The sequence below is a fragment of the Liquorilactobacillus cacaonum DSM 21116 genome, from assembly GCF_001436735.1.
In the GTDB taxonomy this organism is placed as follows: domain Bacteria; phylum Bacillota; class Bacilli; order Lactobacillales; family Lactobacillaceae; genus Liquorilactobacillus; species Liquorilactobacillus cacaonum.
On record NZ_AYZE01000008.1, the window covers coordinates 206,058 to 218,726 of the forward strand.

Here is a 12,669-nt window from a genome sequence, read left to right on the forward strand (position 1 = left end):
GAAAAGTTGAGTATAACGTGAAATAACTCATAGCAAGATTTTGGCTGTGGGTTATTTGAGTTAAACGGAAACTTTTGGTTGTTGGAACACGTCTAAATCAAAGTGTGACTTCAACTGGGAAAAATCACTTGTTCATAATAAAGGGACCAGATCAAAATCTTAATTTTGAACTAGTCCCTTTAATTTTTATTGATAAATATAATCACGTGTTTTAGGCAAGTTCTTGCCACTTGGTCCCTTTGAAATCAAATACTGAATACAGTCAATGTTACCTGATTCAAATGATGCAGCACATGCTTGTAAATATAAATCCCACATTCGAACAAATTTATCATCCATTTGTTTCGAAATCTCATCTAGATGATTTTTGAAGTTTTCATCCCAAATTTCCAATGTATGTTGATAATGACGTCTTAGTGTCTCTACATCAAAAACTTGCATCCCTGCATCAACAATATGCTTTAAATTTTCATTTAAGCCTGGAATATAGCCACCCGGGAATATATATTGGTTAATCCATCCATTATAGGCACCACCTTGTTGCCTTGTTATTCCATGAATTAAAGCCACTCCATCATTACTCAAATATTTAGCAATCGTATTAAAATACGTCCCTAAATTTTCTTCGCCGACATGCTCGAACATCCCAACACTAGTAATATAATCAAATGGTGCATGTTCTAACTCACGATAATCTTCAAGATAAACCTCTGCTTGTTCTTCAAGCCCTTCATCTGCGATACGTTGTTTAACAAACTTATATTGTTCCTCACTCAAAGTTATTCCTGCAACCTTTAGCCCAAATTCCTTAGCTGCTGTCAACATTAACGTTCCCCAACCACAACCAATATCCAACAATGTCTTTCCTTGTTGCGGGTGAAGCTTTTTGATAATGTGACGTACCTTATTCATCTGAGCTTGCTCTAAGCTATCGTCTTCCTTCTCAAAGTAGGCACATGAATATGTCATCGTTGGATCCAACCATAACTTATAGAAATCATTTCCTAAGTCATAATGGCTATGAATATCTTCTTTGCTACTTTTTTGTGAATGAGATTGCTTTGGTAAAAATTTTTTTAGCTTGCTATTATAAAAGAAGCTTTCAGCTGAATCATACGCTGCCTTCACTAATTTTTGAATAGATCCTTCAATCTGAATTCTTCCATCCATATAAGCTTCTCCTAATGCAATAGAAGCATTCCTCATTATATCCTTTACCGGAACAGATTCTTTGAATGTGATAGTTACTTCAGGTGTTCCTTCGCCGTAAACTTCACTTTCTCCATCCCAGTAATTTACACGTACAGGGATACTAAAAGACTTGCTTAATAGTTTCTTATAAAAAATTTTATCAATCACAGTAAACCGTCATCTACCTTCCACTTACAATTAATCACTAAACAAATCAATTCTATCACTTTTTTCGAATTATTTCTAAGACTAGCTCATAAAAAAAATTAATTTACCCAATGATAACCTTTTCAGTTGGGTATTTATAATTAAAATCTTGTTCCTTTTTAGAAACAAAGAGCATTAGCATATACAACATTCCAACCCGGCCAATAAACATCAATACAATTATTACTATTTTTCCCACTAGACTAAGCGAACTTGTAATTCCTAATGATAGTCCTGTTGTCCCAAATGCAGATGCAACTTCAAAAACTAAAGAAACCAATGACGCTTTTTCAGTTAAAGACAAAATTAAAATTGCGACTGCACACAACATTATAGACAAGTTAACCACCACAACTGCCTTTTGAATATCATCTTGATTTATTCTTCTTCCAAAAATATTAACGTTCCGTCGTCCACGAATAAAAGATACCATGTACAACATTAAAATCCCAATAGTGGTTGTTCTTACCCCCCCACCAACTGAACTTGGACTTGCACCAATAAACATTAAAATTGAAAAAAGCAAAAGCGTGGTCGTTCTAAATCCCGTTAAAGAATCTAGTTGCAAGCCGGCATTTCTTGTAGTCGCACTATAGAACAACGAAGTAATCACCTTTTCTCCCCAAGGCATGTTAGTAAAACTATGGTTCATTTCAGAAAGGAAAATCAAGACAGCTCCCAATATAAAAAAGATGATTGCAAAAAAGAAAGCTAATTTTGAAAACAACGAAAATCGATACTTTCCCTTTCCTCTAGTCTTTATTTTCAGTAAAAGCCATTCACGAAATTCTATTAAAACAGGGAATCCGATTCCACCTACTAAAATCAACAAAATGACGAGCAGTAAAAAAAAATAATCATGTCGAAATGGCATTAAAGACTTGCCAGTAACATCAAATCCGGCATTTGTCACAGCCGATATTGAAATGTAAAACCCCTCAAAAATTGCACTTTTTAAATCATATAAGCTATCTGTAATATATAAATATACCGAAAAAACAATTCCAAATATAAACTGTAATGCCATCATTAATCCAAATACAGAATATACCAGCCGTACAGTTCCACTTAATCGCGGTTGATTCATATCAACTTGAATCAGTTGCCGATGCTGTAATGAAATTTTTCGACCCGTAATAACCATTCCAACGGTGGCTAACATAGTTACACCAAAACCACCAATTTGAAACAAAAATTCAAGTAAAATCACGCCATAGTTATTATAAATTTCGTGCAACGGTACAGTTGTAAGTCCCGTCACACTGATTGTAGAAACTGCCATAAAAAAGGTATCCAAGAGTGATATCTTCACCCCAGGGTACCTAAAAATTGGAAGGCATAACAAGAAAAATGTAACAACAATTAATCCAAAATATGCCAAAACTAATAATTGAATTGGCGTAGCTTTTTTTCTTGTTCTGGCAATAAAAGTCATAAAAGTAGACATTATTTTTTCTTCCCTTTTCAAAATTAATTTAAAAGTTTCATCTTGGAATAGCTAATAACTACTTTTTGTTTTAAATCAAGTGCCGTCTCAGAATTGCTGAATTCATTATCAAAATCAATAATTGCTGAATTTTTCAGTTGCTTTTCAACAGTTCCCTTAAAATGTTGCCTATTAAATATAAATGACACATGAACACTCTTTTGAAAAGGTTCTCCCATCTTATTAATCTCGATTATCTGCTTATTTTTTTCGATCTTTTTTTCATCACTCAAAACTATTCCTCCTTAGAAGCTAATTCCAATTGTACAAAAAAATAAAGACATATATTAATTGCGACTTTGGCAGATTCTATCTCTTATCATGTGTTAACTAAGCTTCTAACTTAATTTGCATAACTTTACCAACATACTTAATTATAACGCTAATCTTTAATCTCGACTAATAAACTAAATTAATTCAGTAAAAAAGTACTCCATGGCTTTATTTTTTTTAATAAAAATAAATTGCTCTCCAATACTTTACCAATCACATTGCGTCGTCCGTCATTTTTAATGTCTAATAAGGCTATCTGCATCTCACCACTATATTGTCCGTAATTATCATTAACCATAATTAAATCACCACACTTAATATCATGGGTATCATGTGCCTTGATACTAGTGTCCTTAAACTTAACCCGCGTATTTTGATCTCGCAATAAATACTCTGACGTATCTCCACGATACAAGTGCACCATATCTAAAACTGCCTCACGTTCAACATTAGAAATAGTTTCTGCTAATTCTACTTGTAAAACCGGATGAGCACTAAAAAAGCTACGAGCCACAACTTCTAATTCTTCATCTGTAGCAAATGCATTGCCAATTATTACATCATCAATTAGTCCAAATGACTTGAGATGTTCTACTTGCAATTCAATTTGTCGTTGCCTATCCTCTTCTATTGTTGGTAACCCATCTTGAACTGGCCACGGTCCAACTGTAGCGCTATTAGAACTAACAAACGCTGCAGTATTTAATGAATATTTTTTAAAAAGCTGTGAATACTTTTCCACAAAACTTTCACTAAGACCTGTATAGGCTTGTGGATAAAAATTATGACATCCAAGTAAATTTTCAGTTTTGGGTGAATATGACATAATATTTTCTAAATAATTAGTACCTGTGCTCATATTAACTTCAATTTTGAGGTCGTACGGATTACGTGTCATTAATGCCTCTTCAAGGCCTGTAAACCCAAGGTCTAATCGAATTCCCCAAACTCCTAATTTTTTAAAAAAGGAAAGATCATCATAACCTATCCCTAGCTGTTTAAAAAGCGTGGGGTTAATATCTATGATTGTTTTAAAATTTAATTCATTTGCAAAATCTATAACTGCTTTAAATTTTTCTAGCACATCTTCTTTAGACCCTTTTATTTCTAAAAGTGATGTAAATAATCTAGAATAGCCAAGTTTTGCTGCCTTTTTTATGTATTCAAAATTCCTTTTCAGATCTGTATGTTCTGGATAGACAGATATTCCTAATTCACCCATAGTAGACACGCTCCCATTTCATTTACTTTTATCTTATCATGGATGCTCACTTATTATCGTCATGATTTACAACTTTACATTTTACAAAATATTTGTTAGACTATGTATGTTTTTAAGAGATTAACAAACTGGGGTGCCTAATGGCTGAGAATTACCCATTGACCTGATCTGGACAATACCAGCGGAGGGAGTTTTGTATCGATTGATATTTTCACTTATATTAGTCAAAACAAACTGCTGGCATACTCATAGAGTGTGGTAGCTTTTTTTATTAGTACCCCTTTTTGTTATCTCCAAATTAAAAAAGGAGAGATTTTTTATGCAAACTATTAATAATACAAAAAAAGGTTGGTCTGTTAAAGATGTAATCTTTCTAGCAATTATCGGAATTTTCTTTGGCATTATCTATCAAGTTTGGAGCTATGCCTACTATGCTTTAGCCGCAACACCACTGAAACCATATGCTAACGATATTACACTTGGTGTCTGGATTATGGCCGGTCCCTTAGCCGGAGTCCTACTAAAAAAAGTTGGAGCTTCTTTGATTGGCGAACTTCTCGCTGCTGCCGTTGAAATGTTGCTTTTTTCAAGTTGGGGAGCTGCTACTTTAATTTCTGGTTTTATTCAAGGTATAGGAAATGAACTTGGATTTGCTGCAACAGGTTACAAAAACTGGGATAAATTAGGATTATTGTTATCTACAATTGGCTCTACAATTATTACTTTTATTTGGGACTGGTTTCAAAATGGATATAACGAATATCACATGGGACTGCTAGTAACGCTATTTATCATTCGTTTCATTTCTATTGGTTTCTTTTCTGGAGTGCTAGTCTATTGGATTAGTAGACTAGTCAATAAATCAGGATTAGGAAAATGAAAAACTCTTTAGTAATTCAAAATCTAACTTTTGCATATGCTGAAGATGAGCCGAATATCTTCCAGAATTTCGATTTTGAACTCCCTATTCAAAACTTTAATCTACTTGTCGGCCCTTCAGGAAGTGGAAAATCTACCATCTTTAAATTAATAGCAGGTTTGTATCCTCAGTATCGTGGCATCAAACGAGATGGCAAAATTTTATTGAATGGGCAAGAAATAAGCGAAGTTGTGCCATTTGAAAGAGCGCAACATGTTTCAATGCTCTTTCAAAATCCAACAAGACAATTTGCGATGAAAACGACCTTTGAACAAATTGTTTTTGTATTAGAAAACATTCAATATCCAGAAAACAAGATCGTTCCAAAAGTTAACGAAATTCTTGAAACAATGCATCTTAATGCCTTTAAGGACAGAAATCTGCAAACACTTTCCGGTGGTGAACAACAGCGGGTGGCACTCGCAATGACATTAGCACTAGATAGTCCAATTATCTTGTTAGATGAGCCTTTTGCTAATATTGACTCGAAATCAAGAATTGAGCTTCTGCATGAATTAAAAATTCTTCAAAAAGACCATGGCAAGACCATCTTTATCTCTGATCATGATATCTCTAATTACGATGGCCTTGTAAATCATGTTTATCAAATGAATGTCGAAAAGAAAAAAATAGTTGAATTGTCACTATCTTTTCTAAAAGATACCCTTTTGGAACAACATTTTGCACAAAATACTTTAAGTTCTTCACAAATTTTCAGTTGGAACCACCTTGGATTTAAAAGTGGTGATCGCACACTATTAAATGATAGTTCTCTCTTTCTCCCCCAAGGACAAATTGGCCTGTTGTCTGGAGATAACGGCATTGGCAAATCGACATTTTTTGCTGCTTTATCACACCAAAAGAAGTATACTGGATCAATTTTATTCAAAGATAATCCTTCGGAAAAAGTAAGACTAGGCAAATGGGCAAAAATAGTTGCTAATATTTTCCAAAATAGCAGTGATCAATTTATCAGATTGCATGCTCATGAGGAACTAGAACTGTCCGCTAGGCATTCACTTCGCAGTGATTATTGGAACGATAATCGAATAAAGAAAGCTATTTCACATCTCAATCTTACAGATGTACTAAATCATGTTAGCTATCAACTATCAGGTGGACAACAAAAAAAGCTCCAAGCACTTGCCGTTTTGATAATGTCACAGCCTATCATGCTTTTTGATGAGCCTTTTGCGGGGCTCGATATCGACTCTGTTAAATCTTTAATGGATATTATTACGGAAACTACCGTGGATCTCGAATTAACTTCATTAATTATCTCCCATCAAAGAAAAGGTATCGATAATCGAGTCAATTATGAACTGATCATGGCTGATCAAAAAATTAGACGACAAAAGGAGTTCTAATATGTTCACACACAGATTAAATCCTGCAATCTTGTTAATTATTATGCTAGGAATCGGTCTTCAAATAACATTTGCACGTAGTTTCCTAACAAATGTCGCTATTGTAATTATCGGCTTATCGTACTTGCTTTATTGCAAAATATCTATCAAACTTATTTCAATTATGATTTTGTCTGCTTTCCCAGTTGCATTAGGGAGCTGGTGGTCTTTTATTGCCTTTGGAACCAGTGATGTGTGGCATGTTGGCTGGATCTATGCAAGCCGTGTTTATGCTTATCTTTTTTTAGGTTCAATTTTGACACTCACAGTACCAATAAAAGATATTTTACTTAGTCTAGAAAAACATCTCAAACTTTCATCCACTTTTGTATATGGTATTCTAGCAGCTTTTAATCTAGTTAGTCGCATCAAAACACAATATAAAATAATTCGCTACTCAGCTACAATGCGTGGAACCGAGTATCATTTATGGAATCCTGGGCTTTACCTACGTATTATTATAGTTGCTCTAAATTGGTCTGGTGATCTTGCCGAAGCTATGACTTCTCAAGGATTTACTGAAGGTGGTGCCCGCTCAAGTATCTATCATGATAATCTACCTTTTTGGCAATGGCTTTTATCATTCGTACTAATTCTAATATATTTTTTCTTCTCATTCATAGTCCGTCCTTGGTAGTAAAATTAAAGCTTTTGGGAAATCAATATCTTGCTAAAAATAGTTTTATGACTAAGACTCCATAATGATGTATTTTCTGAATTTAAAAAGTTTAATATCAGAAAACAATTACAAAAAAGAAAGCAAAAGTTGAAGCATGCAACACTTCAATTTTTGCCTTCTTTTTTCTATATATCATTAATTAATAAATACAACAATATTCCCAAAATCTAATTAGTTTTCAAAACCAAAGTTTACTGGCTGTTAATACACAAACTGCAAGTATTGTTGAAGAAATAAGTACAGCTACAAAAGCAGGCAATCCTCTTTTTAGAATCACTTTAAAATTAACACTTGTTCCTAAAGCCGCCATTGCCATTCCTAAAAAAATATATGCGGCATTCACTAGGTAACCTAATACAATATTTCCTAAAGGTAAAAATGTTCCTAAAATACTGGCAACTAAAAAGCCTGCCATAAACCATGGAATTGGCAATTTTGCATTTGTATTATCTACAATTCCTTTTTTTACATTTCTCTTTTGATACCACATGCCTATCGCCAATGCAGCTGGAGCAAGCATTAAAACACGTGATAATTTTGTTATAAGCGCACTTGCTAATCCTACTTGACCTGCTGCACTTCCAGCAGCCACAGCATGTGCTATTTCATGAAGTGATCCACCCACAAAGACACCAAATTGTGTCGGAGTGAGATGTAATGCCTGCCGTAAGCCCAAATCAATAAAGGTAAATAAAGTTCCCATAATAGAAACAATAGCAACTGCTAAAACTTCATTTTCCCGTTGACGCTCCATTTTCTCTTTTGTAACCTTAATCTGTGGTGATATCCCCATGATTGCCGCCGCTCCACAAATTCCTGTTCCGCTTGCCGTCAAAATTGCTAATTCTGGCTCAACTTTAAATCTACGTTGGATAAAATATGTCATGCAAATACCGCCAACAACTATAACTATTCCAAGTAAAATTGTTTTAATCCCTGCCTGGGCTAACTGAATCAAGTTCAGTTTAAAACCTAATAAAATAATTCCTAATCTTAAAAACTTATTTGAAATAAAGCTAATACCTTTACTTGCTTCATTGACAAGTCTAGTTTCTGACTGCATAATCATTCCCAAAATAAGAGCTAATACCAATGGACCAAGCAAACTTAAATAAGGTATTTTTGCAAGCACTGAACCTACTAATGCACATATAAGAGTAATAATAGCCGCTAACCAGAATGACTTTGTCTTTACTATTTCTGTTACTTTCATTTTTCCCCTCCTTAATTAATATCTTAATAATACTAATTATGTTTCATAAAATAAAATTATGTTTTATTATATATTCATAACTATTACTTATAAGGAGAAACCATGTTAGCACAAGAATATCAAACTTTTTTAATCTTAAGTCAGACACTTTCCTATACAAAGACTGCCCAAATTATGTACGTTTCACAACCAGCGATTACACAACAAATTAAACGTTTAGAAACCAAGTTAAATCTACAATTGGTAACCTATAAACGTCCAAAGCTTATCATAACTCCAGCAGGTCAAGAACTTGCTAGTTTTCTGACTAGTACTCAAGCTCAAGCAGATAAAGTTTTAAATCATTTAAAAACAAATAATTATCAAGGAACAATTTCTTTTGGCATCACACGTTCCATTGCCGAAAAAATCGGAAGTAAACTAATAACTAGTATGCAAACTACTGAAAGTATGAAAAAGATAAATTGTAGTGTTGCTAATACAGAAACAATTCTCTCCCAAATTCAAAATGGTATGATTGACTTTGGCATTATTGAGGGAAATTTTCCTAGAGACAATTTCTCTTACCACGTAATTCGCAATGAATCGTTTATTCCCGTGGTAAGTTGCTCACACCCACTTGCATTAAAAAAACAAGTCACATGGTCAGACCTCTTAGAATATCCATTGCTGATTAGAGAACAAGGATCTGGCTCTCGTGACATTTTATTATCACTAGCACATGCGGAAAACATTAGTATTTCTGATTTTAAACAAGTTATCACAGTCTCAGAACCATTATTAATCAGGAAGTTAATTACACAAGGAGTTGGTACTAGCTTTATTTACAAAATTCTTGTAGAAAATGAATTAACAACTGGTAAAATCAAGCAACTCAACATAAGAAGAGGTTACGTGGAACATGAATTATATTTTGTTTATTCGAAAAATAATTACTTTTCAGCTGACTATGACAAATGGTTTTTACAACTCAAGTCACTAAATATTTAAGTATTTATAAAATTTCTAAAAATCTATTTATAAACTTTGCTTGTCCTCTTTCTTTCATCCCAAAATATGCTATTCTACACAAAAAAGGAATTCTTCACAGGTTCATAATTATGGGGTGGTTATAATGAAACGCAAACTCTTATTTACACTTATTGTAATGATATTAATTTGCGTCTCGAGCTTGGGACTTGTACACAGTGATAATATTAGAGCAAAAAGGTTTAAAAAAACAGATATTCCGACATTCTATATTCACGGCTATGGCAGTAGCTATCATGCCGAAAAATATATGGTTGATTCTGCACTTGAAAATGGTGTAACTAATACTGTTGTCCGTGCAAATGTTCGCCGCAACGGGTCAATTAGAATTTTGCATAATTATCGTTGGACAAACAAAAGTTATAATCCATTAGTGGAAATCAACTTTACAGATAACCATAACCGCAACTATCCACGTTATGCCTCATGGTTTGGACAGATTCTAAAAAAATTGCAATATCAACATCATTTTAAAAAATACAATGTAGTTGCTCATTCTTTAGGTAATCTCGACTTAATGTATTATCTACTAGGGAAAGAACGCAAGCCTGCTGAATTAGTTCATCAAGTCGATATTGCCGGACCTTTTGATGGCTCCAATATCGATGGTTTCAATTTTCCAAATAATACGCTAAACGCTCAGAGTCGTCCAAGTCAAATGAGCCCGTTTTACCGCTTTTTTTTGACTAATAGAGATTTGTATCCGATTGACCAAGTCAATGTTTTAAACATTTACGGTAATTTAGACAATGGTTCAAATACTGATGGTCGTATTAGTACAACTTCAGCTCGTTCTCTCAAATATTTAATCGGTAATCGTGCAAAAAGCTATCATCAAATAGAATTTAGAGGCTGGGATGCCGCACATAGTTTATTACGCCGTAATCCCGTAGTCAGCCAAAAAATTATTGACTTTATTTGGGGAAAAGATGAAACTTCATAGTAGATAAATTAAAAATATATAGGGCTAGGTCAATTTTCTATTATGACCTAGCCCCTAATTTATTTAGCGTAATCCCGTAATCTTAAATTTTCATTCATTTACAATCAATAAAGACTTAATAGCTTCTCTATTGTCCATTGCTTCATATGCAAATTGGACATCATCAATATTAAATTTTTTTGTAAATACTTTTCCAGGATTTATTTCGTTGTTAAGAACCGCTTTTAACAACAAATTCTTATCATAAGTAGTAACTGAAGCAATTCCCCCACGTAAACCAATATTTTTCCAAAATAAGTTATTAGTATTCATATCAGATTTTTGCGGAACACCAACACGACCGACGATAGCCCCGGGCCGTCCCAATTGAATAGCGATTTCAACTGCTTCTGCAGTGCCAACACACTCTAAAACAGCATCGGCTCCATTTCCAGTTAAAGTCATCACCTGATCAACAGCACGTTGGCCACGTTCTTCAACAATATCTGTTGCTCCGAATTCTTTGGCCAAATTTTGTCGATCTTCATGGCGACTCATAATAATAATACGTTTGGCTCCCAACAATTTTGCGGAAATCACCCCACATAAACCGACTGCACCATCTCCCATAACTACAACTGTATCATCTTTTGAAACCTCAGCTGTTTTGGCTGCATGATAGCCTGTTGCCATAACATCAGCCAACGTTACAAAAGAATTGAGTTGTTCATTATTATAATCAGCGGGTTCACCTGGAATTTTGACTAATGCCCAATCTGCATTTTGGAATCTTATATACTCCGCTTGATACCCTGAACCACCTGATTCTTTTTGATTCAAACAGTTTCCATCAAAACCAGCTAAGCAAGCAACACAATGCCCACATCCATGAGTAAACGGCACTATTACAAAATCTCCTACCGCAATATTATGAACATCTTCACCTACTTGTTCAACTATACCTATTGCCTCATGTCCAACCAAAGTGTTAGTCGCACGTTGACTGATACCTCTAAAAAACCATAAATCTGATCCACAAACACTAGCACGCACCACCTTGATAATTGCATCTGTGGTTCTTTTAATTATTGGCTTCTTCACTTCATGAACTTCAACTTTACCTGGCTCAATAAATACTGTTGCTTTCATAATTTTCTCCTATTTCATGTTTTTATCGATTCTGCAACAAATGATGTATCTTTTATTCAGACTTTTTCGAATCTACATAAATCATCCGCCAACGTCGATTTTCTTTCAGTATAACACATTAAGAAACACACACCGTTTATCACAACTTAGCTAGCATAAAATATAACCCTAAAAAAGAATCTTAGACACGTTCAATATTTGCATGACTAACCAACTGTTGATCGCTAAGTGTTGCCAAGAGATTAAAAATTTCATTGAAGAAGGAATATCCCCTGTGCGGATACTTATTTGATGCTATCTCAGAGATAACACTTAACATTGCAGTTGCATAAACAATACTGCAAAGCGATTTCTCAGATGCATAAAAAGCTGCAATAATTCCATCAAGCATATCTCCTGAACCAACATTTATTTTTAACTGTGCATCTCCATTTTTTACAGAAAATGTATTTGTTCCATCCGAGATAAAATCAGTTTCTCCAGTAATAACGACAACACACTGATATTTTTGTGCTGCGCTTATCACAAGGTTTATTGTATCCATTTTTTCATTACCAACATCAATTCCGTGTGAACTAATTTCCAAATCACAAATTGTCGCAATCTCAGAAACATTGCCACGAATAATCGAAAAATCTACCTTTTCTACAAGTGAGTCAAATACATCACGTCTAAATTGTGATGCTCCTACTGCCACTGGATCAATAATAATAGGTATCTTTTTTTTATTAGCATATTGTCCCGCAACAATTGCTCTTTGCAACAATGAATCTGTTGGTGTGCCTAGATTAATCACTAAACTGTTGGAAATATTCAAAAGATCCTCTGCTTCACGTACGTCGGAAAACATAATTGGTGAAGCCCCCAAAAAATTAATCGCATCTGCTACATGTTGCTGTGTAACAGTATTAGCAATATTAAGAACAATGGGATTCTTTTGTCGTAATTTTAATAATAGGTCTTTATCAATCAT

General features: G+C 34.1%; 12 protein-coding genes and 1 riboswitch. Of the genes, 5 read left to right on the forward strand and 7 right to left on the reverse strand.

Features of this window, described 5'->3' with window-relative positions; all coding sequences use genetic code 11:
- Window positions 1-186: 186 nt before the first annotated feature.
- The 4 genes from FC80_RS02290 to FC80_RS02305 form a co-directional block, all read right to left on the reverse strand.
- Window positions 187-1,359: an SAM-dependent methyltransferase gene (locus FC80_RS02290; RefSeq protein WP_057828535.1), complete on the reverse strand. Its 1,173-nt coding sequence runs from the start codon at window positions 1,357-1,359 to the stop codon at window positions 187-189.
- 103 nt (window positions 1,360-1,462) lie between these two features.
- Window positions 1,463-2,845, reverse strand: a complete 1,383-nt coding sequence (locus FC80_RS02295; protein WP_157055572.1) for a TrkH family potassium uptake protein — start codon at window positions 2,843-2,845, stop codon at window positions 1,463-1,465.
- 23 nt (window positions 2,846-2,868) lie between these two features.
- Window positions 2,869-3,063, reverse strand: a complete 195-nt coding sequence (locus tag FC80_RS02300; protein WP_420806304.1) for a hypothetical protein — start codon at window positions 3,061-3,063, stop codon at window positions 2,869-2,871.
- Window positions 3,064-3,296: 233 nt separating this feature from the next.
- Entirely contained in the window at window positions 3,297-4,379 is a 1,083-nt protein-coding gene (locus tag FC80_RS02305; protein WP_057828537.1) for a DUF871 domain-containing protein, read from the reverse strand.
- A gap of 119 nt (window positions 4,380-4,498) precedes the next feature.
- A riboswitch (TPP riboswitch) is annotated at window positions 4,499-4,586 on the forward strand.
- A gap of 112 nt (window positions 4,587-4,698) precedes the next feature.
- Here FC80_RS02305 and FC80_RS02310 point away from each other — a divergent pair.
- Genes FC80_RS02310 through FC80_RS02320 form a run of 3 tightly spaced genes read left to right on the forward strand, consistent with a single transcriptional unit; the run spans window position 4,699 to window position 7,341 of the window.
- Window positions 4,699-5,259 (forward strand): ECF transporter S component, encoded by a 561-nt coding sequence (locus tag FC80_RS02310; protein ID WP_057828538.1) that lies wholly within the window; start codon window positions 4,699-4,701, stop codon window positions 5,257-5,259.
- Window positions 5,256-6,665 (forward strand): ATP-binding cassette domain-containing protein, encoded by a 1,410-nt coding sequence (locus FC80_RS02315; RefSeq protein WP_057828539.1) that lies wholly within the window; start codon window positions 5,256-5,258, stop codon window positions 6,663-6,665. The genes FC80_RS02310 and FC80_RS02315 overlap by 4 nt, the downstream gene beginning before the upstream one ends.
- Before the next feature lies 1 nt (window position 6,666).
- A complete protein-coding gene (locus FC80_RS02320; RefSeq protein WP_057828540.1) occupies window positions 6,667-7,341 on the forward strand; it encodes an energy-coupling factor transporter transmembrane component T family protein in 675 nt (224 codons plus the stop codon).
- A 220-nt stretch (window positions 7,342-7,561) separates the two neighbouring features.
- Here FC80_RS02320 and FC80_RS02325 read toward each other — a convergent pair whose 3' ends face one another.
- Complete coding sequence (locus FC80_RS02325; protein ID WP_057828541.1) at window positions 7,562-8,596, reverse strand: YeiH family protein; 1,035 nt, start codon at window positions 8,594-8,596, stop codon at window positions 7,562-7,564.
- A 102-nt stretch (window positions 8,597-8,698) separates the two neighbouring features.
- Here FC80_RS02325 and FC80_RS02330 point away from each other — a divergent pair, with 102 nt between their 5' ends.
- Both FC80_RS02330 and FC80_RS02335 read left to right on the forward strand, forming a co-directional pair.
- A complete protein-coding gene (locus FC80_RS02330; RefSeq protein WP_057828542.1) occupies window positions 8,699-9,586 on the forward strand; it encodes a LysR family transcriptional regulator in 888 nt (295 codons plus the stop codon).
- 124 nt (window positions 9,587-9,710) lie between these two features.
- Entirely contained in the window at window positions 9,711-10,568 is an 858-nt protein-coding gene (locus tag FC80_RS02335) for an alpha/beta hydrolase (RefSeq protein ID WP_057828543.1), read from the forward strand.
- 90 nt (window positions 10,569-10,658) lie between these two features.
- Here FC80_RS02335 and FC80_RS02340 read toward each other — a convergent pair whose 3' ends face one another.
- Both FC80_RS02340 and thiM read right to left on the reverse strand, forming a co-directional pair.
- Entirely contained in the window at window positions 10,659-11,696 is a 1,038-nt protein-coding gene (locus FC80_RS02340) for a zinc-binding dehydrogenase (RefSeq protein ID WP_057828544.1), read from the reverse strand.
- Window positions 11,697-11,877: 181 nt separating this feature from the next.
- The gene (gene thiM, locus FC80_RS02345) at window positions 11,878-12,669 is read right to left on the reverse strand and encodes a hydroxyethylthiazole kinase (RefSeq protein ID WP_057828545.1); all 792 of its coding nucleotides are present in this window, start codon (window positions 12,667-12,669) and stop codon (window positions 11,878-11,880) included.

Bases quoted from the DNA above. Each gene is read 5' to 3' on its own strand.
- FC80_RS02295 (WP_157055572.1), bottom strand. From the start codon at position 2,845: ATGTCTACTTTTATGACTTTTATTGCCAGAACAAGAAAAAAAGCTACG.
- FC80_RS02300 (WP_420806304.1), bottom strand. From the start codon at position 3,063: ATGGGAGAACCTTTTCAAAAGAGTGTTCATGTGTCATTTATATTTAAT.
- FC80_RS02305 (WP_057828537.1), bottom strand. From the start codon at position 4,379: ATGGGTGAATTAGGAATATCTGTCTATCCAGAACATACAGATCTGAAA.
- FC80_RS02310 (WP_057828538.1), top strand. From the start codon at position 4,699: ATGCAAACTATTAATAATACAAAAAAAGGTTGGTCTGTTAAAGATGTA.
- FC80_RS02315 (WP_057828539.1), top strand. From the start codon at position 5,256: ATGAAAAACTCTTTAGTAATTCAAAATCTAACTTTTGCATATGCTGAA.
- FC80_RS02320 (WP_057828540.1), top strand. From the start codon at position 6,667: ATGTTCACACACAGATTAAATCCTGCAATCTTGTTAATTATTATGCTA.
- FC80_RS02325 (WP_057828541.1), bottom strand. From the start codon at position 8,596: ATGAAAGTAACAGAAATAGTAAAGACAAAGTCATTCTGGTTAGCGGCT.
- FC80_RS02330 (WP_057828542.1), top strand. From the start codon at position 8,699: ATGTTAGCACAAGAATATCAAACTTTTTTAATCTTAAGTCAGACACTT.
- FC80_RS02335 (WP_057828543.1), top strand. From the start codon at position 9,711: ATGAAACGCAAACTCTTATTTACACTTATTGTAATGATATTAATTTGC.
- FC80_RS02340 (WP_057828544.1), bottom strand. From the start codon at position 11,696: ATGAAAGCAACAGTATTTATTGAGCCAGGTAAAGTTGAAGTTCATGAA.
- thiM (WP_057828545.1), bottom strand. From the start codon at position 12,669: ATGATTGATAAAGACCTATTATTAAAATTACGACAAAAGAATCCCATT.